Origin of the sequence: Actinomadura darangshiensis (assembly GCF_004349235.1) — a bacterium.
GTDB lineage: Bacteria > Actinomycetota > Actinomycetes > Streptosporangiales > Streptosporangiaceae > Spirillospora > Spirillospora darangshiensis.
On sequence record NZ_SMKY01000024.1, the window covers coordinates 34,179 to 57,630 of the forward strand.

At 67.0% G+C, this 23,452-nt stretch carries 22 protein-coding genes; 9 read left to right on the forward strand and 13 right to left on the reverse strand.

The features are described from left to right. The first annotated feature begins 2 nt into the window (after positions 1 to 2). Positions 3 to 3,464, forward strand: a complete 3,462-nt coding sequence (locus tag E1293_RS08085) for a hypothetical protein (RefSeq protein WP_132195474.1) — start codon at positions 3 to 5, stop codon at positions 3,462 to 3,464. Here the strand turns inward: E1293_RS08085 and E1293_RS08090 are convergent. Further along, positions 3,448 to 4,197: an FkbM family methyltransferase gene (locus E1293_RS08090; protein ID WP_132195476.1), complete on the reverse strand. Its 750-nt coding sequence runs from the start codon at positions 4,195 to 4,197 to the stop codon at positions 3,448 to 3,450. The genes E1293_RS08085 and E1293_RS08090 overlap by 17 nt on opposite strands. Before the next feature lie 90 nt (positions 4,198 to 4,287). Here E1293_RS08090 and E1293_RS47320 point away from each other — a divergent pair, with 90 nt between their 5' ends. The 5 genes from E1293_RS47320 to E1293_RS08110 all read left to right on the forward strand — a co-directional run bounded on the left by E1293_RS47320 (position 4,288) and on the right by E1293_RS08110 (position 8,731). Further along, on the forward strand, positions 4,288 to 4,464 hold the full coding sequence (locus E1293_RS47320; protein WP_165978133.1) for a hypothetical protein: 177 nt from the start codon (positions 4,288 to 4,290) through the stop codon (positions 4,462 to 4,464). Positions 4,465 to 4,576: 112 nt separating this feature from the next. Continuing rightward, positions 4,577 to 5,785, forward strand: coding sequence for a hypothetical protein (locus E1293_RS08095; RefSeq protein ID WP_132195478.1), 1,209 nt, complete (start codon positions 4,577 to 4,579; stop codon positions 5,783 to 5,785). Between the two features lie 314 nt (positions 5,786 to 6,099). After that, complete coding sequence (locus E1293_RS08100; RefSeq protein ID WP_165978134.1) at positions 6,100 to 6,552, forward strand: ATP-binding protein; 453 nt, start codon at positions 6,100 to 6,102, stop codon at positions 6,550 to 6,552. Positions 6,553 to 7,237: 685 nt separating this feature from the next. After that, positions 7,238 to 8,236: a helix-turn-helix domain-containing protein gene (locus tag E1293_RS08105; protein ID WP_132195482.1), complete on the forward strand. Its 999-nt coding sequence runs from the start codon at positions 7,238 to 7,240 to the stop codon at positions 8,234 to 8,236. 105 nt (positions 8,237 to 8,341) lie between these two features. Next, positions 8,342 to 8,731, forward strand: a complete 390-nt coding sequence (locus E1293_RS08110) for a ParB N-terminal domain-containing protein (RefSeq protein ID WP_132195484.1) — start codon at positions 8,342 to 8,344, stop codon at positions 8,729 to 8,731. 218 nt (positions 8,732 to 8,949) lie between these two features. On the opposite strand, the gene E1293_RS08115 is transcribed toward E1293_RS08110, so the two are convergent. From E1293_RS08115 to E1293_RS08140, 7 genes are all read right to left on the reverse strand, one after another. Then, complete coding sequence (locus E1293_RS08115) at positions 8,950 to 9,903, reverse strand: pentapeptide repeat-containing protein (RefSeq protein ID WP_132195486.1); 954 nt, start codon at positions 9,901 to 9,903, stop codon at positions 8,950 to 8,952. 652 nt (positions 9,904 to 10,555) lie between these two features. Continuing rightward, positions 10,556 to 10,684 (reverse strand): NUDIX hydrolase, encoded by a 129-nt coding sequence (locus E1293_RS50130; RefSeq protein ID WP_279473028.1) that lies wholly within the window; start codon positions 10,682 to 10,684, stop codon positions 10,556 to 10,558. Positions 10,685 to 10,689: 5 nt separating this feature from the next. After that, a complete protein-coding gene (gene hemC, locus E1293_RS08120) occupies positions 10,690 to 11,688 on the reverse strand; it encodes a hydroxymethylbilane synthase (RefSeq protein WP_132195488.1) in 999 nt (332 codons plus the stop codon). An 11-nt stretch (positions 11,689 to 11,699) separates the two neighbouring features. After that, the gene (locus E1293_RS08125) at positions 11,700 to 12,692 is read right to left on the reverse strand and encodes a hypothetical protein (RefSeq protein ID WP_132195490.1); all 993 of its coding nucleotides are present in this window, start codon (positions 12,690 to 12,692) and stop codon (positions 11,700 to 11,702) included. A gap of 88 nt (positions 12,693 to 12,780) precedes the next feature. Continuing rightward, on the reverse strand, positions 12,781 to 13,251 hold the full coding sequence (locus E1293_RS08130) for a hypothetical protein (protein ID WP_132195492.1): 471 nt from the start codon (positions 13,249 to 13,251) through the stop codon (positions 12,781 to 12,783). Beyond that, complete coding sequence (locus E1293_RS08135; RefSeq protein WP_132195494.1) at positions 13,251 to 13,889, reverse strand: hypothetical protein; 639 nt, start codon at positions 13,887 to 13,889, stop codon at positions 13,251 to 13,253. The genes E1293_RS08130 and E1293_RS08135 overlap by 1 nt, the downstream gene beginning before the upstream one ends. Further along, positions 13,886 to 14,113 carry a hypothetical protein gene (locus tag E1293_RS08140; RefSeq protein ID WP_132195496.1) on the reverse strand — a complete coding sequence of 76 codons (228 nt, stop codon included), beginning with the start codon at positions 14,111 to 14,113 and terminating at the stop codon, positions 13,886 to 13,888. The genes E1293_RS08135 and E1293_RS08140 overlap by 4 nt, the downstream gene beginning before the upstream one ends. A 468-nt stretch (positions 14,114 to 14,581) precedes the next feature. On the opposite strand from E1293_RS08140, the gene E1293_RS08145 reads away from it, so the two are divergent. From E1293_RS08145 to E1293_RS08155, 3 genes are all read left to right on the forward strand, one after another. Next, on the forward strand, positions 14,582 to 15,466 hold the full coding sequence (locus E1293_RS08145) for a helix-turn-helix domain-containing protein (protein ID WP_132195498.1): 885 nt from the start codon (positions 14,582 to 14,584) through the stop codon (positions 15,464 to 15,466). Further along, entirely contained in the window at positions 15,463 to 15,663 is a 201-nt protein-coding gene (locus E1293_RS08150; RefSeq protein ID WP_132195500.1) for a DUF397 domain-containing protein, read from the forward strand. The genes E1293_RS08145 and E1293_RS08150 overlap by 4 nt, the downstream gene beginning before the upstream one ends. 836 nt (positions 15,664 to 16,499) lie before the next feature. Then, the gene (locus tag E1293_RS08155) at positions 16,500 to 16,871 is read left to right on the forward strand and encodes a helix-turn-helix transcriptional regulator (RefSeq protein ID WP_132195502.1); all 372 of its coding nucleotides are present in this window, start codon (positions 16,500 to 16,502) and stop codon (positions 16,869 to 16,871) included. Here the strand turns inward: E1293_RS08155 and E1293_RS08160 are convergent. The 5 genes from E1293_RS08160 to E1293_RS08180 all read right to left on the reverse strand — a co-directional run bounded on the left by E1293_RS08160 (position 16,810) and on the right by E1293_RS08180 (position 23,402). After that, positions 16,810 to 17,820: a C40 family peptidase gene (locus tag E1293_RS08160; RefSeq protein ID WP_243716087.1), complete on the reverse strand. Its 1,011-nt coding sequence runs from the start codon at positions 17,818 to 17,820 to the stop codon at positions 16,810 to 16,812. The two genes, E1293_RS08155 and E1293_RS08160, sit on opposite strands and share 62 nt — an antisense overlap. After that, positions 17,811 to 18,728, reverse strand: coding sequence for a replication-relaxation family protein (locus E1293_RS08165; protein WP_132195504.1), 918 nt, complete (start codon positions 18,726 to 18,728; stop codon positions 17,811 to 17,813). Before E1293_RS08165 ends, E1293_RS08160 begins: the two co-directional genes overlap by 10 nt. Beyond that, the gene (locus E1293_RS47325) at positions 18,725 to 21,178 is read right to left on the reverse strand and encodes a type IV secretory system conjugative DNA transfer family protein (RefSeq protein WP_207938731.1); all 2,454 of its coding nucleotides are present in this window, start codon (positions 21,176 to 21,178) and stop codon (positions 18,725 to 18,727) included. Before E1293_RS47325 ends, E1293_RS08165 begins: the two co-directional genes overlap by 4 nt. Positions 21,179 to 21,180: 2 nt before the next feature. Then, a complete protein-coding gene (locus tag E1293_RS08175) occupies positions 21,181 to 22,869 on the reverse strand; it encodes a VirB4 family type IV secretion system protein (protein WP_243716088.1) in 1,689 nt (562 codons plus the stop codon). Positions 22,870 to 22,979: 110 nt separating this feature from the next. Continuing rightward, positions 22,980 to 23,402 carry a hypothetical protein gene (locus E1293_RS08180; RefSeq protein ID WP_132195508.1) on the reverse strand — a complete coding sequence of 141 codons (423 nt, stop codon included), beginning with the start codon at positions 23,400 to 23,402 and terminating at the stop codon, positions 22,980 to 22,982. Positions 23,403 to 23,452 lie beyond the last annotated feature (50 nt).

Sequence of the window (23,452 nt, forward strand, 5' to 3'; positions counted from 1 at the left end):
GGGTGGACGTCGACCAGTTCTTCAACTACGGGCCGCGCGCTCCATTCGAAGTCCAACATGTCTTCACCGACCGAGAAGGGCCGATCCGGGCCCTTCGAGACCGGTTCGCCCAACTGGCCGACCGGTCGTGGACCGTCGACGAACTGCTCGATTTCCAGCGGCCGGCGTCCAACCTCATCGCCGTATCCGGCGAAGGCGGCATCGGCAAATCCACGCTGGCCCGGCACGTCGCGGAACTGGCGGTGACCGGGAAGCTGGACGGACTGCCGCCCCGCGGCGCGCACGCGGTACTGGACTTCGCAGATCCTGCTAGCTCCAGCTTCGAGGCCGTCCTGCTGAGGGTGCGTGCCGCCCTCGCACCGCTGGCGAGATCGTGGCCCGCGTTCGACGTGGCGTTGGCCGTCTACTGGCAGCGCAAGCATCCGGGAGAGTCACTGACGGCGTTCCTGCGGAAGGAGACCACGGCGGAGTCGCTCGGCGTCGCCGACCAGGTAGGGGACACCGTTGATCAACTCCTGGGTGGTTTCGGCGCGCTCTCGGTGGCCTACCGGGCACTGAACCTTCTCGGCAGAACCGCTACGCAGAAAGCCCGGCTGAAACGGCTGCGGGCGGACTTGCCCGCTCTCGATCCGATCCTTGGGGAGCAGGACCCCGACCGAATGTTGGGCTATATGCCGGTACTGCTGGCCGCAGACCTGGAACGAGCACGGCGGAAACGTCCATCGCTGGCGCTATGCGTGCTGGACACGCTGGAAAACGTCCAGCGTCCGCCCACCGAACGCGGCGGCCTGGAGGACCTGGTTTCGCGGTTGGTGTATCTGATGCCGAACGTGGTGTTCATCGCGGCCGGACGACTCGCATTGCGCTGGCACGATCCGGGTAAGGCCGTCGCCTTGACATACGGCGGTGAGCGCCGCTGGCCAGGGCTCGCCGAGCACGACCAACTCGGGCTCGGCGGGTTCGACAGGGCATCAGCCGAGACCTATCTGACGGCACGGCTCACCGTGGACGGGACCCCGGCGATAGGGCCCGCGATCCGGGAACGGATCATCACCGGGTCGGGCGGGTCACCGCTGTACCTCGATCTGTCGGCTGAGCTGTTCGGGCAGTACCTCGCGCGGGGCGAAGTGCCGCCCCCGGACGTGTTCGGGTTGGGCTTCCCCGAGCTGGTGCTGCGGACGATGCGGGACCTGTCCGCGACCGATCGCGACCTGTTGCGAGCCGCGTCGCTGCTGGAGGCGTTCGATGGGGACGTCCTGCATGCGGTGCTGCCTCATCTACGACTCCGGCAGATCGAGAGGTTCGTGCAGCGCCCATTCGTCCGGCGGGACGAGACGGTGTGGCCGCCGTACCGGCTGCACGAGAACCTGCGCCGAAGTGTCATCGACTGTGACGCCGACACCGACGACGGCTGGACACAGGCCGAACGGACCCGTAACACCGAACAGGCCATCGAGCATCTAACGCGTGCTGCGCTGGCGGTATGGGACGACGACGCGGATCATCCGCTTCCTTTGGGCATACGGAGCAGGCGATGCGTGGCCGCGTTCCTGCTGGTCCTGCGCGCCGCGGACGAACATCGGCTGACGCCGGACTCTCTCGGCGATGTCGCCTACAGCCTCACTGTTCTCGGGCATTGGCAGGTGCTGTCGTCTCTGCCGGAGCTTCCCGGTTCCCGGGAGCTGGATCGATTGACCGCCGTCGCGCGGCTGACGGCACGCGGCGATGCCAACGCCGAGGATCGTTACCGCGCGCTGCGCGAGCTGATCGGTGAACCCGACGGACCGTTCGCGGACTACTACCGGCACGAGCTGGCGAGCCGCGCGCACATCATCGGCAAGGTTGAAGAGGCCGCCGAGCATCTGTCCGGTATCGAGCCCACCTCTCTGATCGGTGCGAGCGCGCGGTTCGGTTTGGCCGACAACGCACTACGCCGCAGCGACTACCGGTCTGTGGCGCGACTGATGGACGGCGCATCACAGGTCGGGCCGGACCAGGTGCGGGCTGCTGACCTGCTCGGCCACGCTCACCTCCAGAACGCGCGGTTCGCCGAGGCGGCTCGCTTCTTCGAATCAACGCTGGAGGCGGCACGCGAAGCCAACGCACCCCTCTGGGAAGCGCGCGCACTGCGGCACCTGCTGCTGGCGCTGATGTGGTACGACCCCGACCGCACGCTGTCGCTCGTTAACCGGGCTCGTGAGCTCAACAGCTCCGCTGGCGAACCAATCGGGCTCGCCCAGTGCGACATGGCCGAGGCGATGGCGCGGTCGCTGCTGGGCGAGCGTCGCAGCGCCGCTGAACTGCTTGAGGCAGCGGCGCGCCGGTTCGGTGAACTCGGAGCCTCCCGTGAACTGCTGCCTGTGGAGGCGTTGCAGATCCTGCTGGACGCCTCCGGCGGACGGGCAGAGCAGGCTGCGCGCGCCGCACACAGGCTGGGCGAGGACTGCCTTCCTGTCTGGGGGCCGGTCACCCGGTCCTGGGCCGGGTTGGACGCCGACTTCGCAGCCATCGAGTGGTTGGACGATCCCGAGTCTGCACGACACCGCTGGTCGGAGGTCCTGTCCCGACTGCAGGCACCGATCTGCGGCCCCCTGGACACCGGTGATCGCCGCACGCTGATCCCGACTGGCCGCGTCCCCGACGACCTCGTGGAGTCCGCGATCCGGGGCGCGTTGGCCAGCCCGGCGTTCGACGGCACGCGTGACCTCACCGCCGCGCTGGCGACGCTCGGTTCCCACGGTGTCGTGCCGGGCGAGCGGACGGTGGTGAAGGTGCGCCGGCGGCTGCACGAACGACTGGAGACCGTCCGTACCTTTGAGAAGTTGCGCGCTACAGCAGGCGTCCGGGCGCCTCGGCTGCTGGACGCGGGAAGGGTCGGGGAGGCGTGGTGGGCCGTCCTCGAACGCCTCCCGGGCGTGCCTGCGGACCGGCCGACACCCACGCGTCAGCGGGATCTGGGCTACCAGCTTCGGCTATGGCATTCTCAGCCTCCCGGCGAGGGGCTGCGGTTGGACGATCCCGGCGCGCTCGGCGTCCTGCTGGGCTGGGCGCGGACCGCCGTACCGGACGCCTACTCGGCCATCGGCGAGCACTTCGATGCAGCATTCCGAGGGCTTCCCCAAACCGCGATCCATGGCGATGTCGCCGTTTGCCATAACGCGCTGTTCGACGGCGACGTCCTGACCGGGTTGCTCGACCCGGGGGCGAACGAGACCGGGCCACCGGTACTTGACCTCGCTTGGTCGCTGGCCGTCGATATGCCACGCGGCGGAGAACCCGGGCCTCTCCTTGACGGCTACGGTCACGACGCCGTCGACCAGGACGCCTTGACGGCCCTGTTGCCGCTGATGATGCTGCGTCGCCTCATTGACGCCCCGTCCCTCGGGCTTACCGAAACCGACGGGGCATGGATCACGGGATGGCTACGTGACCACCGTCCTGACCTGCTCAGTCTGGCTCAATGAGCCCGGCGCGGCGAGCGCACGCGTACGGAATGTAGTTGTCCAGCACGTTCGCGGGCACCGCGAGCCGCTCATACAGGTCAGCCTCGTCGTCGCGCGCGTAGAAGCGGTTGAGGCCGTCGAAGAGCGCGAGTCTGTACCCGGCCGCGAGGACGCGGGGCTCCCACTCCTGATGGCTCGGCCGGGACGTCAAGGGGACGGTCGCCTCGACCACGATCACCCGCGGCCGCCACACCCGCAGGTCAGCAGACCGTAGGACGGCGGCCTCCGCCCCCTCCACGTCGACCTTCAACAGGTCGAAGCCCGGTTTTGTATGCGCGCTGAGAATCGTCTCCAGGGCGATGACATCGACGCGCAGTTCCTCATGACGCCAGCCGTCCCCAAGATGCTCCTCCAGGACATCCCTACGTAGGGTGCTGAGACCCCGGCCGCCCGTTTTTCCCCGCCCTGGGACGACCCGGAAGAACGCTGCGGTGCCCGGCTCATCTCCGACGGCCACACACAGACTGACGTCGCTGGGCCGGGCTTGCTGAAGACGCGCGTGGCGCTCGGGCAACGGCTCGACGTTCACCCCTCGCCAGCCCAGGCCGTCCACAAGGTTCTTGGTCAGAGAGCCGCTGACGGGCTCCCCAGCACCGACATCCACGAAGGACCCGCCTCGATGGCCGGCGAAGGCGCGCATCAGCACGACATCCTCCGCGTTGCCCGCATACGCGATCAAGTCATAACCACCCACGTACGCCAACCTACGGCCCGCTTCGCCGATCTAGCGGAGGCGTCACGCGGACAACAAACTCGAAACCTCAGGCCACCGGGGCGACATGACGTGCAGGTCGTCACGCTGATCTCGACCATCAGGCCGATCCAGAGGCCAACCGGGACGCGGGTGGCGCTGTTGACCGATGTTGCCGCTGCCAGCCTGGCGACCGCGCCAGCGGTGAGCCCGGCGAGAACCGTGATGCTCGCCGTGGGGCGGATGAACAACATCGCGCAGACTCCCTAGGTGCCCCAGTCTTGCTAAGGCGGGCGGATCGCCAAGGGCGCCTTCATGCCCAACCCGCGACATGTGAAAAATGGGTTGGGCAGGGCCACAGGTCAGCGGCCACTATGAGCGCATGAGTAGCGAACTTCCCCCACCCTCCCTACATGCTCCGCTTACTGACCAACAGAAACGCCTTCTCCAGGTCGTTTACGACGGCTTCAGCGCGAGAGCGAGCTGGCCGGTCTGGCAGTACGTTGACCTCAGGCTCGATGCCGAGGACATAGATGCCGAGGCCGTCCTGGCATCCCTTCCGCGCTTGGCGGAGGGTTGGCCAGGTGTCGCGAGTTATGGGCTCGTTTCGACTTCCGACTCTGGTCCGCACCTGCGCACAACGACCGTGCTGCGCCTCACTGCGGCGGGTCTCCGGCTCATTCCTGGGACCGAGCCACTCCAGAGCGCATTCCTGGCGGCGATCCAGCTCATGACCGAGCGAGAGCGGGCCATCCAACCAGATCCCACCAAGGAAGTCCTGGCCCACGTCGACTCCGAGGACGTCAAATCCCGGCTCTGGTCTCACGCCGGCAAGGCCGGTGGCCCGCCGCCCAGTGACCTGGTACTAGCAGCTGTGGGAACGCTGCTGGCGAACGAACCCCTCCGGGCCTGGTCGGGCCTGGGAACGCGGGCGGGCGGTGGATGGCAGATGCGGCTGCTCACTGGGCTGGGCGGCATCCGCGCCATGCGCGGTGTCGAGTCCATCGATGAATACGTTGAGCGGATCCTGCAACTGCTCACCCCCGCGCCTAATCCCACACCGCCGAGGCCAGTCGGTCACATGGACCTGCCCCAGGCCATCGACTACCTGGACGTCGTCTGGAAGCTGAAGACGGGGCAGCGCCTGTTTGCTGGTCTACACATGGCAAACTGTGCGCGACTCGCCCAGCCATGTGCCAGCGAGGAGGAGTTCAACCCGGCGATGAGTGCCTTGGCGGAGGTTTTCGCGTGTGTGGTCCCGATCGGAAGGATGTCGCCTCCACGAACGGGGGCGCTATCTGCGCTGAAGGATGCCCTTCCCGAGGGCTTGGCATTCGAGGGTAAGGGGCGCATTAAAGACTCAATAGATACCCTTCGCAAAGTGGTCGTCATCCGAAATGGTCAGCAGCACGGAGATGCCAAAAGTAAGGCCGTCACCGCCTACAGAGACCTCGGGATCTCCTATCCGCCCTACGACCCGGGACATACCTGGACGGCCCTGGTGATCATCGCCCAGGGAGCAGTGGATGCTATCCGAGAGGAAATTCAAGCCGGCCTGCCGGACTGGTCCCCGCCAACCAATACCACCTGAGGCCTGCGAGTGGCCAATGCTCGCTCTGCGGTAGGGTGGGCGTGCGGCATAAGCGAATACCCTTTACTGGCGCGCCATGTTACGGGCGGCGTCTTTGTATCGCGGCCTACTTGAAGTTGAATGTTCGTCCATTCCTTGAGCGCATGGGCCCGCGGTGTAAGTATTCGCGAGCTTGACGAATCGATGCGAGCTGTTCCTTGATGGTGGCCGGTTCACCACGTGAATTCGCCGCTAATGGGAACGCGGCGGCGTGGTGGCCGGGCAGGAGGATTCAAGGAATGTCGAGATTCAACCTCGAACCCACGGCGTCGGCGATGGGTGCATCGATGTCGTGGCGGCGCGTCTTCCCTGGGCGGACGGATCAGATTCCGCTCGCGCGGCAGTTCGCGATGTTCCTGTTCGCCGAGACCTCGATCGCCTCGGAGGTGGGCTTCGTGGTGACCGAACTCGCTTCGAACGCGGTACGCCACACCCGATCGGGCCAGCATGGGGGTCAGTTCGCCGTCGAGCTGGTGCTCGGTGGCTTGGCCTACGTCGGTGTCAGTGACCTCGGTGGCGGCGGCTACCCGACCGTGAGGCACGACCCGCTCAACGGGCCGGTCGAGAGTGAGGGAGGGAGGGGCCTGCGGGCGGTCTCGCAGCTCGCCGCGATGCTGGGCGTCCACGGAAGCCCGGGTGAGGGCCACACCGTCTGGGCGGACCTGATCTGCGTCGACAAGCCGCACGACGACCCGCCGCTGGGCACGCCGGTTACCCCTGCCGCGTAGGGCGGGACCAGCCTGGGGTTATCAGGCTGGTCCCGCGCCTCCAGAATAGGACCAAGCTCAGGTCCCGTCTGCACCTTGCTCAGGTGCGGGCGGGACCTTTGCTCGTCCACGAGGCGAAGTGGCTGGGCAACCGGGGGTGCGATCGGGGGAGTGGCCGGAGGGTTGTCTATGGGCACCCTGTCCTCCCATCGGTGTCGACGCAGGTCAACGCGTGCCTCGGGTGGGGTGGCGGTGCGCCCGGATATCCCTCCAAGGGGAACATGTAAGGGTGTAGTTGTTCGCATTAGAATCCTTCATCGAATTACGAGAACCAACCACCTGGCCTTTTTTGATCACCACCAGATCCGCATCAATGGCCGGCGCCGTTGGGTGCCATTTGATGGCGCAGCAAGAAGTTCGACTCGCGTGCGAGGCGAGTCGCTGCTACCGGAACGGCCGAGGCCGAATGTGCAAGTCCAGTGGAATCTCGCGCAAGGCCATGCATCGCAGTTTCGTTCAGGTCGCGACTACCGGCCCGATCATTAAATTTCTGTTTACTGAGGTAAGCCTCTCCAGCCGTTCCGGCAACAAAATTCGTCGGCGCTCCGTGTTGCATTCATCGTGACGTCGAGCAATGGTCGTTATGGCGGACGACGCCGGGCGGGAAAGTCCCGCTGAATCGGTCGCCAATCGGGAGGCAGAAACAATGGCGAACACCAACACCACCGAGACCGCTGACACGGCTACCACCGTCCCGGCGGACGGCACGGCGGACAACCGCCCGACTGGGGCGGCCGGGGCCGTGTGGGATGCGCTGAACGCTGCGCCGGACGGCGCGACGGTGACGGCGCTGGCTGAGGCGTCCGGGGTCAGCCGCGCGACGGTGACCAAAGCCCTGACGGCGTTCGCGGACGCCGGACGCGCCGTCCGGGCGGCCGGTGAGGGCACCGGTCGGGGCCGCACGCCGGACGTGTGGTCACCTATCGCCCCCACGGCCACCACCGAGGCCGGTGACACCACCCCGCCCGACCCGTCGGACGACACGGCCACCGACACCACGACGGCCCCGGACACCACCGCCGGAACGGGTGTCATCTCACCGGACACCCTCGCCACGGCGATGCAGGTGCTGTCGGACGAGGCCGACCGGCGGGCGGCGGCGGCCGAGTCCTTGCGCAAGGCGCAGGACGAGGAGGCCGAACGGCGTGCGCGGGTTGACGCCGAGATGCGTAAGGCCGAGCAGCGCGAAACGGCCCGCGTGATCCTGACCGACCTGCTGAGCACGGTCACCACGACCCTCGCCGCGATCGCGGCGGACGACGACGAGCGGATCACCAGCGGCATGGAAGACATCGCGCGCTACGCCGGTAGCGTCCGCCGGACCAGCCGCGCCACCACCGCCACCCGGACGGGCACCGGGATGCGGGCGCCGCGCGCGGCCGGTGACCGCACTGCGCCGACGCCCCTGCGGCCCCTGGTCGCCGGGCACCTGAACGCGTTCCCCGACCTGGAGTTCACGCCCGGCGAGATCGCCAAGGTCCTGGACCGGTCATCCGGTGCCGTCGCCAACGCCCTCGACACCCTCGTCGGACGGGGCGAGGCGGTCCTGACCTGTGAGCGGCCCCGCCGGTTCCGTGCGGCCAGCCCGGCAACCAGCGACGCGGACACCGGTAGCGGCGACGAGGACAGCACGAACGCCGCGTGACCCGTAGGCGGGGCGGACGGGTAGCAGCCCGTCCGCCCCGTCATGACTCGGGGTCTCACGACCCCACCCACCGCAATGAGGTTGTCATGACGAAGGAGACGCTACATGTCCGGTGACGCGACCGGCACGACCTCGCACGACACGGACCACGACCCCTACGACCAGGTGTTCGTCCTGCTCGGGTGGGCATGGGACGTCGCGCTCGCCGCACGGGCGGCCGCCCGCTACCCGGTCACGCGCGCGAATGTGTCGGAAATCGGCGCACTCGGCGCACTCATCCGCATCGACGACGACTACGCGGAAACGGTGGACCTGTCCCGCCCGCTGCTTGCCGTTCCGCTTCCCGAGGTGCGGACGCCGATCGTGATCGACGGGTGGCACCGAATCCACAAGGCCCGGCAGACCGGCGTCACCGAACTGCCGGTCATCTTCCTGGACGGCGACGACGAGCGCGCGTGCCGACTCATGGGCGGCGGCATCAAACGCCGCTGGTAGACCGACAGGAACATCACACACAGCACCACGCGCGACAGGGGCCCGGGTAGGCGGAACGCCACCCGGGCCCCGTGCGCGCCGCCGCCGGTGCGGCCCCGTGCGCGCCGCCGCCGGTGCGGCCCCGTGCGCGCCGCCGCCGGTGCGGCCCCGTGCGCGCCGCCGCCGGTGCGGCCCCGTGCGCGCCGCCGCCGGTGCGGCCCCGTGCGCGCCGCCGCCGGTTACGTGCCTGGGGGAAGTAGGAGTCCTGGTGCCGAGGGCGGTAGGCAAAAAGCGGTCAGGTCGACGCCAGTCACAGTGCGCAAGTCAACTTCGCAGCCCTCAAACCATGCTTCTTTGAACGCGATTTCGCTGCCACAGAACTGTGCGTCCCCAAAGTATGCCTTCCCTGCGGAGAAGCGTACGTGGTCAAACCATATTCTGGTGCCGGAGAATCGCGACTTTGGAAACCAAATCTCTGCGCCGCAGAAGTGAGTCCAGATAAAGGATAGCTCGCCTCCTGAGAATTCCGCGCCAACGAACCAGATGACGCCACCCCCGAAGGTGGCACCTTGAAAGGAAAATTCTCCGCCGAGAAGTTCAATGTTGGTGAATATTACTTCACCTCCCGAGAATTTCGCGTTGTGGAGCCATATGTTGCCGCAGATGATGCGGGCGCCGTTAAATGTCATGATGCCACTTGGAATTTCGATGTCGAAGAACGGAACGTCGCAGTCGATCACAGCGCCTGTGAAGTCGAAATTATGTCCCGTCCAAGATGAAGTCGCTCCAGTTCGCAGGTGAGAGCCGATTACTGCCCAGATCGTTCGGCGTACCTCGCCCATTGAGCGCAGGCGGATGGCGTGCTCAACTGTGGAATTAGTTGGTGGTTCCTCCTCGTAGGGCATTCGCAAGTATGCGCATAGAACATCGATACAGGTTTGGCGACCGGTGGGCCAGTCGTCGGCCAGCCCGGCAAGGGCATGGACACCCGCCAGCCGGACCGCAGGGCTCTCGTCTCCAAGTTGACCGCATGCGGCAGCAAAGCGCTCGTTGAACAGGCGTGTTGTTTCGCGGCCCTCTTTGGCGTGCTCAAGACGAGCTGCTGCTTCAGTTACACGCTGCCGTCGATAGGCCACGACCAGTGCGATTACTCCACCGATCCCTGCAATCGCAGCGAACGCAAGCTTGATCACGTCCAAGAACTGTGCGAGGGGTACCGTTCGGGAAGTCTGAAGCCCCGGCGTCCCCAGGACCAACAGGACCGACACCACAAGGCCGACCGCCCCCGCTACGGCCATCACCAAGGCCCCGGCCAATGCAGTGCCAATCGGTACCAGACGCGGTCCGCCTACGTCACTGGAGGATGCTTGGCCATCGGGCGACGGTGGCCGAGAGGAAGTGGGTTGCATCGTAACTCCCTGGGCACTGTGCAAGTCGGTCACTCTCTTGGACTCCGCAGAGGACGTTCTGGTTTCTAGCGACTGGGGACGGTAAGCCCAAGTACGAACATCTCCGAGGCGGTTTTTAGAGGTCCCGTCGTTCCGTGATGAGGGTTTGGCCTCGCCGAGAGGCTTGCAGGGTGAGGTAGACCCGTTCGGCGATGGTCGGGTGAACCCACTGACTGAGGGCGCAGTGGTCGCACCATTGGAACCCGATGATCTCGTGACCGTTGATTCTCACGTCGCGTGCTTGCGAAGACGTGAGCTTGGCCGCGTAGTAGATCAGGAGGCGGTCGCTGGCGTGTGGCACCCACGCGATGACTGAGGGTGCGCGAGGTAGCTACGGCGAGATGGCCAGCTCCTCCCGCACCTCGCGGGCGACTCCGGCGGATGGCAGTTCGCCCTCTCACGCGAATCCGCCGGGCAGGTGCCATCGCTTCTTGTAGGACGGTTTGACCAGCAGCAGGACGAGTCGGCGCGGGTCGGTCAGTGCGGCGTGCGCCGCTGTCTGCGGAGTCGCGATGTCGGTCGCCACCTGGTTCAGTGCAGGCGGGTGCCGGCGATGATGCTTCGGGCGTTCTTGCGGGTCAGGGTGGCGGCGACGTAGGCGCCCAGCTCGTAGGCGTGTTCGGGAGTGTCCCACTCGTGGGCGTAGGCGAACGTCGCGCCGTCGCGGCTGAACACCCTGCCGATTAGGCTGAGCTGGCCGTCGTCGGTGGTGTGGCAGTGTCCCGCGATCGGGCTGTTGCAGTGGCCTTGGAGCGCGTGCAGCATCGTGCGTTCGGCGAGGATGTGGGTGCGGGTCTGGGCGTCGTCGATGACCTGGAGGAGTTCCACTATCCCTTCGTCGGACTTGCGGCACTGGACGCCGACGACGCCGGCCCCAATGGCGGGGCACATCTCGTCCAGGCTGAGGAGCTGCGAGATGCGGTGTTGCATGCCGACCTTGGCCAGGCCGCCGCCCGCCAGAACCAGGGCATCCACCTCCTGCTCTTCATCGAGGCGAGTCAGGCGTGGGACGACGTTCCCGCGGAACCGCTGCACGTTGAGGTCGGGCCGCGTCCGCAGGAGCTGTGCCTTGCGCCGGACAGCAGACGTTCCGATGCGCGCCCCTGCGGGGAGGTCGCCGATGGTGGCGTGCTTTGAGCCGTCGGGGAAGATCACAGCGTCGCGTACGTCGTCGCGCTGGAGGTAGGCGGCGAAGACGAATTCTTTGGGCAGGGGGACGTCGCCGGGGACGTCCTTCATGCAGTGCACGGCGGCGTCGATCCGGCCCATCATCAGGGCCTTATCGATCTCCTTCATGAACAGGCCCTTGCCGCCCAGCTCCGACAGGTCGCCCTTGTACCGGTCCGCCGAGGTCTCGATGGGGACGTACTCGATATCCAGGTCGGGCATGACGGCGGTGAGAGCGTCGATGACGTTCCGGGCGTAGGCGCGGGCGAGGTGGCTGGCGCGTCCACCGAGCCGTAGCGCTCGCCCGGGCAGCGCGTTCTCGAAGTACGCGGCGGCGGGAGTCAGAGGACTGCTGGAACCCATGGGAACGATGGTCATGTCAGTGTCTTCCGGGATGTCGAGACGGTGGAGGACGCCTCACCGAGCGTAGCGGCGAGGGTGAGAGCGGCATGGCTGACCACTCGCGATGCCCCGGCGCGCAGGAGCATGGCGTACTCCTCGGCCAGCAGTTCGGGCGGCAGGGTGGTGCATTCTCCGGAGACGGAGAAGGGCAGTAGCGGCACGCTGGCCCTGGCGTGCAGCGCACAGAGGATGTCGGTGGAGAAAAGGGCGGGCTCGATCAGCAGCGAGTCGGCGCCCTCGGACAGCATCATGAGTCCCCGCTCGACCGCCGTGGCCGTACGGCCGGAGGCGGGGAGCTGGAACGGCCGGTTCTGGGGGCGGATGCCCATGGCGGCCCGGTAGCCGCCATAAAGACGTGAGTCCACGATCAAGTGCGGCATGATGCGGACGCGGTGAAATCCGGTGGAGTCCAGGGCGCTCCGGCATGCCGCGATCGAGCCGGGGATCATCGCGGCGGGGCCGACCACGTCGGCTCCGGCCTTGGCTTGGGTCACGGCTTGGTGTGCCAGCGCCGCGATGGTCGCCGCTTGGTCGGGCTGTCCATTGGGCGCGGTGAGATGGCAATCGCCCGTGGACAGGTAGCCGCACAGGCAGGTCTCCGTCATCACCTGCACACCCAGGCGCATCGACTTGATGGCGCGGATCGCACGTGGCATCACCGAGCCGCTCGCCGCGGCACCCGCCGCCGAGGCGTCGCGCCGGTCGGTGGTGAAGACCTTCAACGCGGTGATGCCGGCCTGGTGGGCGCGCGCCGTCACGCTGGGGAGTTGGTCCAGGGTGTAGGTCGGGACCGCACCGGGTGGACGGCCGGCGTCCCCGCCGTCCTCCCGGACGAGCACGACCATGACAAGACGATCCGCCGACAGCCGAGGGAGAGACTCCTTGACCATCGTCACCTCGCTTCCATAGAGGAGTTGCTGAAGGACTGGACTGGATCTGATGAGGGTGAGACGTTCGCCTCGCATCTGGAGGGGCCTGGAACCGTCCGATCACCGACGGCTTCAGGACCCGCGCCCCGGAGCGCGCCCCTCCCCGCGCTCCGGGGCGTGATCTCTACGGGGGGCCGGAGCGCTTGGGGGACGGGTCCGCGCCCAGGGTGCGCATCTGGGCAGGCAACAGCTCATTCTGGCCGGAGTCGGTCTGGTCGGGTTCCACGCGCGGGTTTGGCCCGCGCTCTCCCGCCTGCCTCACGAGCGTGATGTGCTCGTCAACGATCTCTTCCAGTTCCAGACGAACCTGCCGCTGGCACTCATCGATCGTCTGGCGGAACATCCCGTGCATGGTCATCGCCTCGTCCCACACCTTCGCGACGACGCCCAGGGCCGCTCCGATCGCCTCTGCAGCGGGACGACGCTTCATGTCCGCCAACTCCGCCGTTGCGTGCTCCTCCACGTAGACCGTCATCAGTCCGACGCGCAGGTAGGGGATGCCGTGCTCGAACAGCCGGTCGGCGAACAGGGTGGAGATCAGCGCGCCCATGGCCTCCGGCCTGGCCGTATACCCCATCGGCCCGCTCGTCGTCATCAGGGTCCTCCCACCGTGCGCAGCGCCGTCTTCACCTGGACCACGGCCTCGGTCGGGTTGTCGGCCTCGCATAGCCAGACGCCGCCGCCCCAGCTGAACCACCAGCGATCAGCGTCGCTTGCGCGGCGCCGGCACTCGATCGCGACCCCGCGGGAGGCAGCGTCCTTGGTGACGCGTATCCGCTGCTTACTGACCACCTCGGGCGAGAGTTTTTGCCCGCGCAGCAGGTTGGCCAGCGTGGTCAGGAACGCCGCGCTCTCTGCACCGTCCGCGCCGGGAGCGTCCGTCTTCTGGGTGTCGGCGTTCGCGAGGCCGACCGGCAGGCCGTCGTCGCTTTCGCCGTCGAGGCGGGACGTCAGGTAGCGGCGCAGGGCCCGCAGACTCGGTGGGCCGTTGGTGCCCAGCTTGGCGACGATCTCCAGTTCGGGCTTGAGGTACCGCCGCGGCGACCGCTCGGAGTCCTGGCTAACAGAGATCAGGCCCTCCTCCTCCCAGCGCATGAGCACACCAGACCTGAGACCCGTGATGCCGAACGCCTCGCGTACGGGGATCCACGGGCCGTCGGCGATGGTCATGCCGTTGATCTCGGCGACCTTGCCGACATGCTTGCGGGGGTAGTCCGATACCACCAAGGTCATGCCGCTGCCGCCTCTTCCATCTGGGTCCTGATCTGGTGGGCCGCCACCCTCGTGTCGTTCACGGGGCGGATGGACTCGCCCGTGCGGGTGTTGTAGAACCACCACGCCCCGTCTCGGCAGTAGTGGCACCCGACCGTGACGGCTCGTCCGGGGACGCCCAGCGGGATCACGTTGAGGACCACGAACCCCTGCGGGTCGGCGAAGGCCGTGACAATGCCCTCCATCTGGGCGAACGCCCTAGAGAGGTGGGCCAGGAACGTGACTCGCTCGCGTTGCGGGATCAGAGTGGTGGGGACGCTTGCCTGACTCGGCTCCGGACGTGGGGGGACATATCGCGCTCCGGAAGATCGCGCGTGGGCTCCCACAGCTCACACCCCCGAGGTGTGGCCGCCGCCACCCATCCGTCGGTGTTTCTCGATGATCTTCATAGTCGGCCTCTTCCATGCGTGGGGGCGTTGTTCCTCTGCGGTGGCGAAGCGCGGAACGGGCGCCCTGACCGGCTCGCCGAGATCACGGATTGCCGCGAACTACCTCCGTGCTGACTCCGAGTAGAGCACCATGAAAACCAGCGCTGCAAGGTTTCAGAGTGATTCTCCGTACCGAATTTCCGCAGGTCGGAGGCTCATTGCGAATCGTGCGGGGGGATGCTTTCATTTCGAGTGAAAGACCGCCCCGGGATGGAGGTGAAGCGGATGCCGGAAGCCGCGACGGGGTCAACCGTCCCGCGGAGGCAGCTCGGCCGCTACCTGCGCGAACTTCGGACGAACGCACGCCTAACGGTGCAAGCCGCCGCGAAAGCGCTCGAATGGTCCGAGGCGAAAATGTGGCGGATCGAGACCGGGCAAACGTCCCTGCGATCTCACGACGTCGAGACCATGTGCCGGGTATACGGGGCGCCCGACGAGCTGAAGGTGGCCCTGATGGGCCTCGCCAAGGAAACCAAGGGAAAGGGCTGGTGGCACGCCTACGGTGACGTCATCCCAGACGGATTCGACCTGTTCATCGGCTTGGAGGAGGCGGCACAGAGTCTTGAGGAGTACTCACCCGAGCTGGTTCCAGGTCTGTTCCAGACCCCCGACTATGCCCGCGCGGTCATCAGCAACAACACGCGCCTACAGGACGAGGACATCGATCGTCGGGTGCAGTTGCGAGTCCAACGCCAGACGTTGGTGACCCGACCGACGTCACCCCCCACCATCAGGGTCGCTCTGAACGAAGCCGTTGTCCGCCGAGTCGTCGGCGGGCCGGCGGTCATGGCGGCGCAGCTCGACGGACTCGCCGAACTCAACGAACGCCCGCACGTCTCCATCCGCGTCGTGCCCTACGAGGTGGGGGCGCATCGAGGGCTCGACACCGGGCCGTTCATCCTCATGAGGTTCCCGACCACCGGAGACGGACGCGACCACGAACCCCCCATCGTGTATGTGCAAGGCTTCACCGGAGCCCTGTACCTGGACAAACCCCGCGAGATCGACCGCTACTCCGACGGGTTTGCGTTCATCTGGGACAACGCCCTCCCCCAGGAGGACAGTTCGGCGCTGTTCCGGCAGACAGCAAGGGAGATGAACAGACCATGAGTGCCGACTTCGCTGCAGCCAAGTGGCGCAAGAGCAGCCGCAGCAACTCCGAACAGGCATGCGTGGAGGTCGCACAGGCGCGGTCCGCCATCGGTGTGCGTGACAGTAAGAATCTCAACGGCGGCCACCTCCTCCTCGACCGCACGGTCTTCACTCGACTCCTCAATGATGTGAAAGCCGGCGACCTGGACCTGTAACCGTCCCACGGGGACTCTCGGCATCAGTTACGGCCGGGGCCGTCGCGTGCTCGATGAGATGCGTGGCGCTGTTCGTCTCTGGTGCAGTCTGAGGAAGTAGCCCACGCAGGCCCGGGTAGGTGGGACACCACCCGGGCCAGTGCGCGCCATTCGATGGTTCCCATTAGTTTAGAGGCATACATTGATGCCGAAGTCTATCTAACACATTAGTCCGATACCAACTATCCTTGAGATATTAGGCCGCAAAACTCTTTATTCATTTTAGATGATCAGTGAGATGCAAGTATTTGTATACCCAAAAAGAACCTTCTGCTTGAGGGAAAAGTGAATGGCACTCAAGTGAGAAATTTGTTTGTGCGGATATTTCAATATTAGTAGCATACTTTAAGGTGGTGGTGGATTAACATCCCTTATAGTGAATGCTTGACATGTGAGGGCTTGGTGTTTCAAGGGCGATATTTTGTCGACTCGACAAGACGCCTTTCTGGCGAAATGGAGGGCATGGAATATCAATAGATAAGGTTGAGTGTTCCAACAATGGGAGCCTTGATATTTGGACTTCACTAAGGCGGTGATGGGATTAGAGGAATACTTGAGATGGTTAGATATTTTCTGGGCGACATGTCTGGTGACGTGGGGTGGGGTCAGGTGGCCTGTGAGCTGGTCATATGCCAGCTACGGAAGGACGTGGACTTACTCGATGATCATGGATCTCGCCCGTGTGGTTCGGGCCCGATGCGGTTGTGGCTGATGCCCGAAAGACTTTGCTTGCTGGAATCTCAACGGTATTTCTCATCGCAGTCTGTGAGGCGCGAAAGCCTGTTACTGTCGCCTGCATGAACGACAAATTCGGTCGCGTACTGCGCAACCACAGGGACGATGCTGGGCTCAAGCAGTCAGAGGTGGCGGCACGCGTGGGCGTGTCCCAAGGAACCGTCTCTGAGTGGGAGCGGGGCAAGCGTTGGCCAGAAGCTGACCAGGTTCAGAAACTGGCGGTGATCTTCAACGTTCCCTACAAGTACCTCGTGGTTCAGCAATTTGGCTTGGCGTCGGACGTTGAGAATGCGATCTTGGCCGACGCGGCCATGACCCGTAAAGAACAGGACGCGCTGCTGGCGCACTATGCAGCCGTTACGTCCCGCGACTCTACGACCGTGGCAGCGCTCTTGCGTGGGGAGGGACCGAAGGCCGTGAGCGCAAGATCCTAAGCAGCGGGCGAGTGGTGCCGGTCCAGTCTGAGCGGCGATAGGGCTCGACGCCGATGGCCGGGTGGCAGGAGGAGCAGCGGGCGGCGATCATTTGGCCGTGGCCGATTACCAGGCCGACGTGGCCTGGGTGGTTGTTGGAGGTGCCAGGACCGGAGTTGAAGAAGACGAGGTCGCCGGGTCGGGCTTGGCTGTTGGGTACGCGGACGCCGAAGGGCCATTGGGAGAAGGTTGTGCGTGGGATGGTGAGGCCGGCGGCGGCGTAGGCGGCTTGGACGAGGCTGGAACAGTCCCAGGCGTCGGGGCCGGTGGCGCCGAATACGTAGGGCTTGCCGCGTTGCGCCATGGCGAAGGCGATGATCTTTGCGATGGTCTCGTTGGGTGCGGTTATGGCGGCGGCATCGGCGCACTCGGCCGGAGAAGCGCCCTCGGTTGGGCTGCTACTGCTGGCGGGCGTCGTTTTGTACTTGCGTGCGCGGTTGAGGACGTCGTCGACGTAGGTTTTGCTGTGGTTGTAGGCGAAGAGTGCGGCGCGCATCTTGGGCGGGGCGCCGTTGTGGCGGAGGTAGTTGGCGGCGGCGGGGATGGCGTCGGCTGGGTCGTGGCGGTCCTTCTCGGCGTCGTGGTTGCCGTCGACACCGAAGCTTGCCCAGGTGCCGGATAGGAACTGCATGGGGCCACCGGCTCCGGCGTCGTTTTCGCCGGAGCGGACGCCTGGTGCTCTGGAGCGTCCGTGGTCGGACTCGATGGATCCGACGGCGGCGAGAATCTCCCAGGGGATGCCGTAGTCCACCGACGCCTTGCGGTAAAGGGCGAGGTAGTTGGCGGGGATTCCGGCGACTGGCGGTCCAGTTGCCCGCTGTCCGCACGCGTTGGGTGTCGAGCCGGTGACGGCACCGATGAGGACGACCACAAAAAGCATGAGGGCGACCAGGACCGCGATTACGGGCAACCGGCGTCCCCCGCCCTACCGGGTCCGGGCCCGGACGTTGGCGGCGATGCCATGGCCAGGTCGCTCAGTCGGCGGCGGGGGGCGTCCTGTCCTGCTGGTAGCCATACGGGTCCGGCGGGGCCGCCGGTGGTGGTGTCGGCGGGAGTATGGACGGCCGTGGCGATTGGAACCGGTGGTGTTCCCAGCAAGGCACGGAGATGGGCTTCTCGGCGGGCGTTGGGCAGCCAGAACAGAACTGGAGTGGTGATGCCGGTGGCCTCGGTGAGGGCCTCGTAGCCGCTGAGTTTGGCGGCGACTTTGGCGAGGGTGACGCTGCCCGTGTCGTGTTCGAGGAAGAAGTCGGCTGTTGCTGGCCCCTGGGCTGTGGTTTCGGTCCATCGGCCGTAGGCGTCGGGGCGGGCGAGGTCTCCCCATAGCTGGGTGCAGCGGCGCTCGGGCCACCACTTGTCGAGGTGGGCGCCGGGTGTGTGGCGGGCCTGAGTGTGGAGCTGGGTGAAGAACTCGTTGACGCCGACCTGGTGGGCCAGGTGCCGGGAATGGCTGATCTGAAGGGTGGTGGTGCGGCGGTAGCCGAGCCCGGACAGGGTGATGTCGCGGTGGGCGGCCAGGCTGTGGGCGCCGAGAGGGCCGAGGACCCAGTGGTAGGGCGCTGCTCCGACGGGGACCCAGGGTTGGAAGCGTTCGAGGGCTTTGAGACGGAACAGTTGCAGGAGCCGGTCTCGGGCCTTACCGGGTGTGGTGAAGAAGATGGCGGCGAGTTGGTGCGTGGTGAGGACACGGTGTTCCCAGACCAACTCCAGAATTGCCCGGTCGCGGTCGGTGAGGCGCGATCGGAGTTCGAGGAAGAGTTCGGGTGTCGCTCGTCTTGGCGTGCTGGCCGTCCGGCGGTGGCGGATCGTCTTCTTCAATGTGACCGGTTCTCCTCGGTGGCTGGGCCCTCGGCGCGCGGGTCGGACTGCGCCCCGGGTTTTCCGGTGGCGGGCTTGGTCGTTGTCACGCGTGGTGTGAAGCGCTGGCGGGAGGCCGCGCGGATGTGGTCGGCGCGGCCAGGGATCGGGTCGCGGAGTGGGCGGGTGCGGAAGGTGAATGCCTGGGTTGGCTGGCCGGCGGTGACGAGTCGTCCGGTGGCTTGGTAGGCGCCGAGGTGGGCGAGGTCATGTGCGGACAGCACGGGGCCGGCGTGCCGGGCGAGGTCGCTTGCGTCCTCGGGCGAGGCGGCGAAGTAGATCTTGTTGCGGGCGTCGGCGGAGACGGCGTCGCGCAAGTCCTTGGGCAGTTGGGACAGGTGCTGGTGGGCAAGGACGAGCGACAGGCGGTAGCCGCGGGCCTCGGCCAAGATGTCGGAGACTGATCCGGGCAGGTTGAGGAAGTTGTGGCACTCGTCGATGTAGGCGGCCGAGTCCGGGCGTTCGTGCTCGGGCACTGCGGCGCGGCGGGTGATGCCTTGCCAGGTGTGCGCGAGCAGGAGTGATCCCATGAGGCGGGCGGCGTCTTCGCCGAGTACGCCTTTGGGGAGGCGGGCCAGGACGAGGCCGCCGTGGTCGAGGTGCCGGGCCAGGTCGACGGTGGAGCCGGTCGCCGAGAGGGCTTGGTGGACGAACGGGCGGAGCAGGACGGCGCGGAGCTTGTTCATCACGGGGCCGATCGCGGCCGCTCGTCCCGCCGGTGACAGTTCGTCGTAGCCAGCCCAGAAGCCGCGTAGTAGGTCGTCGGAGAGCCGTCCGACCACGCGGGCACGGAAGGCGGAGTCGGTGAGGAGTTGCGGCACTTGGGCGAGGGTGGCGCGGGCGCCTTGGGCGTGCATGAGGCTAAGGCAGGCTGAGCGCAACAGGTCGTCCAGGCGCGGGCCCCAGGACGAGCGGAAGCAGCGGTGGAAGATCGACACGACCGAATCCACGGCGAACGCCGGGTCGGGGCCGGACAGGATCCCGACCGAGGGCGGCGGTGCCGGGTCGGACGGGTCGAACAGCACCGTCCGGCCCGCCATACGGCTCGGGAGCCGGTCGAGGACGTCGGCGATCAGGTCGCCCTTGGGATCGATGACCAGGGCGCCGCGGCCGTCGTTGGCGTCGGCCAGGACGAGCGAGGCGAGCAGGGTGGATTTGCCGACGCCGGTCTGGCCCAGAATGTGGACGTGCTGGCGCCCCGAGCTGACCGGTAGCGCGACGGGGCGCCGGTGACTCGCGTCGGCGTCGCCCAGCAGCCGCGCGGGGCCGTTGACGGCGTCCGGGCCGGTGGGGACGTCGGGTGACGGGGCGACCGGTCGGGCTCCGGCGCGCGTGATCGCGGGCGCGTCCGGATCGAGTGGCAGGTGTGCGAGGGCGGCCAGTTCGGCGGCGCCCAGCAGGTAGCCGCGTCGGAATCGACGCCAGGCCAGGGCGCTGGTCGGCTCTGGAAGTTTGCGGCGGCGCAGGTGCTGGTGGCCGGAGGCGTACAGCGCGGCGACCGATGCGAGGGCGTGGGCTCGTCCGCGCAACCATTTCTGGGTGTGTTCGGTATCGGGTGCCCCGACCGCGTAACGGATGTCGACCTCGAAGCGCGGTTGTGCCGCCTTGGCGAGGATCGCGCGAACCTGCTCGGCGCGTTCGGGATGCGCACTTGCCCGCGCGGCGGTGGCCCCGTGCCCAGATGTACGTGCGCGCATGCCGGGTGTGATCAGGTCGAAGAAGAAGCCCCGCGATGCGGCAGGGCTCCCGCCCTTGAGCCTGGAGGCGACACGATGGGCGCGGGCGAGGCGGCGGCCGGTGACAGGCCGAGCGAGGATCTGGACGGCGGCGTATTGCCCCTCGTCGAGTCCCGACATCGCGCCGAGAAGGGAGCGGACCGGATCGGTCTGGTGATCGGTCTTCAGCGGATGAGAGTCGTCCCGGGACAGCACGAGACGCCCTCCGACCGTCGCCGCTCTCGTGGGGATGGGTAGCGCGGCGGGGCGGGCTGTTGTGGTGGTGGCGCCTGGCCAGGCGGCTCGGATGGTCTCTTCGACCATGCCGTTCGGCACCGTTTCGGGAACCCAGATCTGTATGCGGACTCCGGAGGCGTCGGCGACGTATTCGAAGGCCAAGTGCGGCTGTCCGAAGAGCCATCGTTTCCATGCCGGGGCGAGCAGGCCGATCTGGTGGGCCCACCACGCATGCGCGCTGGCCGGATCGACCTGCGGCGGTACCGACACCGTGATCAGGCGGTCGACTTGATGGAACCGCCGGTTCTGCCAGTGGCAGAGTGCCGCACGAGCCGCCTGGTACACCACGAAAGCCGCTCCTGCGGCTACGGCGGTGATGGGGCCGTAGTGCGTGACGAGCGCAGGGATGTGCTGGCTCTGGTCGAAGATGTGCGTCCAGCGCGGGACGTCCTGGAGCATGGTCACAGCGGGTCGCCCTCCTCTTCGTGGTCGATTAGCTCGGCGGGATCGGTGGTGATGACCTTGTGTTCGGCGGGTGAGGAGATGGCGGCGAAGGCTGCCCGGTCGCCGGCGTTTCCGCCGCAGAGCAGGCCTTCACCCCTTTCGGCCGATAGGAGGAAGGCGCGCTCGCCTTCGGACAGGGCGAATGCGTCGCCTACGGCGGTGATGGCTTGGGGTGCCTGGCGGAGCAGGATCTGGGTTGCGGAGTTGGCGACGACGGCGCGGCCGAGGTCGGAGGCGAGCAGGTCGGCGGCGTCCTGGGTGACGACGGTCAGTCCGGCCCAGTGTTTGCGGGCGGACTTGGCGAGCCGGTAGAGGAAGCGGGCGCCCTCGGCCTCCTTCATCAGCATCCATGCCTCGTCGACGATGACGAGGCGGGGGCGGCGGTCGGCGGGGTTGGCGACCTTGCGCCAGATGGCGTCCAACGCGAGCAGCACCCCGACGGACTTGACCTCCTCGGGCAGGTCCCGCAGGGAGAACACCACCAGATGCCCGTCCGGGCGGGTCGTCGTTGCCTGCGCGAACAGCTCCTTGTAGGACCCGGCGACGTAGGGGTTGAGGCGTTCAGCGATCGCCTCGCCCTCGGGATGGGAACTGATGGCGAGCTGTTCGACCAGGTCGGCCAGGAGCGGAGCGGGACGTGTCCAGGTGGCGGGGTCGGAATTGATGCCCTTGGAGGCGTAGGCGGCCAGGACGGCGCGGTCGAGGACAGGCCGCGCGGACGCCTTGAGGGGCTCGCCGAGCATGGCGGCGACGAGTGTCTGGGTGAACAAGGCACGGCGGATCAAGGTGTCGTCGCCCTGGTCAGTGGGCAGGTCGAACGGGTTGAACGCCACACCTTTCGCGCCGAGGCCCAAGTGGGTGCCGCCGGCGGTTTCGGCCAGGGCCCGGTACTCGTCCTCGGGGTCGATCACCGATACCTCGACGCCGTGGTAGAGCAGGCGGAGCGCTTCGAGCTTGGTGAAGTAGCTCTTGCCCGCACCGGACCGGGCCAGGACGACGGAGTTGTGGTTGTCCTGGGCGAACCGGTCCCACACGACGACGCCGGAGCTGGCGACGTTCACCCCGTACAGCACCCCGTTGGAGCCGGTCGGGGCGTTCAGGTCCGGGGACGCGAACGGGAACGACGCGGCCAGGGCGGAGGTGTCGAAGGTGCGGCGCTGCCGAATCGCGTCCGTTCCGAGCGGGAGCGTCGAGACCCAGCCCTGCATGGCGCGGAACGTGGTCGGCTGTGCGTCCAGCAAGAGGGATGCGGCCAGGGCCCGAACCTGCTGAACCTCGGCGTCCAGATCCTCGGCGTCCCAGGCGTGCACGGTGAGGTAGAGACCGACACGGAAAAGGCGGCCGTCTCCGCGCGCCAGTGACGAGGCCAGGTCGGCGGCATCGTCAGCGGCGGCCTCGGCGCTGAAGTCCGCCAGCCGGCCCGCCTCGGCGTTGGCGCGGGCACTGGACTCCAGGCGCGCGAGCTGCCGCCGGAGCCGTTGTGCGGCGACCATCGGCGGGATCGGCTCCACGTGCAGGGAGACGTCGAGGCGGCCGGGGTAGGTGAGCAGCGGCTCCAGCCAGCCCGCGCCGACCTCGCGCGGATATCCGGTGATGGCGAACGACGCGCAACAGCCGTCCGGCAAGTCCAGGGATGATGCGTTCACGCGGAGCGCCGATGGTGCCAGGAGATCGCCCAGCCCGGTGCGCTGCTCTCGCTCGTCTCCTTCGGTGGATGCGGCTGGGGCAGCGGCAGCGCGGACGAGTGCGGCCAACTTCATCGGATCACCACCTGAGCGGCCGAGTGGCCGCTGGCCTGCACGGTCGCGGTCAAGACGCGGGCGAAGTTCTCGCGATCGAGGCTGCTCAGCGCGGAGGCGGAGAACGCACCGCCGGTGGCCAGGGCGGCGGCGACCTGGAGGACGGCGGCCTCGCCCGCGGAACACACCAGGCGCCCACAGGCGAGCGCTGCGGCGGCCCGGTCCCATTTCACCCAGGCGAGCACGTCAGCACGGACATCTGGGGCGACGTCGCGCTCGATGAACTGTGAACGAAAGTCGGCGCGTGTCAGCCAGAACCGGTGAACGATCAGCAGCTCGACCGCCGCGAGTTCGCCGCAGGTGCCTTGTGCGTAGCGGCGGAGCCCGTCGGCCAGATGGTTGACGGCCGGTCGCTGCGAACGCAGATAGGTGTGCGTCATGCCGAAGCTCCTTCGGTGATGTGGGCGGTGATGGGCCTGTCTCTTATACA

What these genes read in the sequence shown, in the direction of transcription:
- E1293_RS08095 (WP_132195478.1), top strand. Translation starts at nt 4,577, where the DNA reads ATGAGTAGCGAACTTCCCCCACCCTCCCTACATGCTCCGCTTACTGAC.
- E1293_RS08100 (WP_165978134.1), top strand. Translation starts at nt 6,100, where the DNA reads ATGGGTGCATCGATGTCGTGGCGGCGCGTCTTCCCTGGGCGGACGGAT.
- E1293_RS08105 (WP_132195482.1), top strand. Translation starts at nt 7,238, where the DNA reads ATGGCGAACACCAACACCACCGAGACCGCTGACACGGCTACCACCGTC.
- E1293_RS08110 (WP_132195484.1), top strand. Translation starts at nt 8,342, where the DNA reads ATGTCCGGTGACGCGACCGGCACGACCTCGCACGACACGGACCACGAC.
- hemC (WP_132195488.1), bottom strand. Translation starts at nt 11,688, where the DNA reads ATGGGTTCCAGCAGTCCTCTGACTCCCGCCGCCGCGTACTTCGAGAAC.
- E1293_RS08125 (WP_132195490.1), bottom strand. Translation starts at nt 12,692, where the DNA reads ATGCGAGGCGAACGTCTCACCCTCATCAGATCCAGTCCAGTCCTTCAG.
- E1293_RS08130 (WP_132195492.1), bottom strand. Translation starts at nt 13,251, where the DNA reads ATGACGACGAGCGGGCCGATGGGGTATACGGCCAGGCCGGAGGCCATG.
- E1293_RS08135 (WP_132195494.1), bottom strand. Translation starts at nt 13,889, where the DNA reads ATGACCTTGGTGGTATCGGACTACCCCCGCAAGCATGTCGGCAAGGTC.
- E1293_RS08140 (WP_132195496.1), bottom strand. Translation starts at nt 14,113, where the DNA reads ATGGAGGGCATTGTCACGGCCTTCGCCGACCCGCAGGGGTTCGTGGTC.
- E1293_RS08145 (WP_132195498.1), top strand. Translation starts at nt 14,582, where the DNA reads ATGCCGGAAGCCGCGACGGGGTCAACCGTCCCGCGGAGGCAGCTCGGC.
- E1293_RS08150 (WP_132195500.1), top strand. Translation starts at nt 15,463, where the DNA reads ATGAGTGCCGACTTCGCTGCAGCCAAGTGGCGCAAGAGCAGCCGCAGC.
- E1293_RS08155 (WP_132195502.1), top strand. Translation starts at nt 16,500, where the DNA reads ATGAACGACAAATTCGGTCGCGTACTGCGCAACCACAGGGACGATGCT.
- E1293_RS47325 (WP_207938731.1), bottom strand. Translation starts at nt 21,178, where the DNA reads ATGCTCCAGGACGTCCCGCGCTGGACGCACATCTTCGACCAGAGCCAG.
- E1293_RS08180 (WP_132195508.1), bottom strand. Translation starts at nt 23,402, where the DNA reads ATGACGCACACCTATCTGCGTTCGCAGCGACCGGCCGTCAACCATCTG.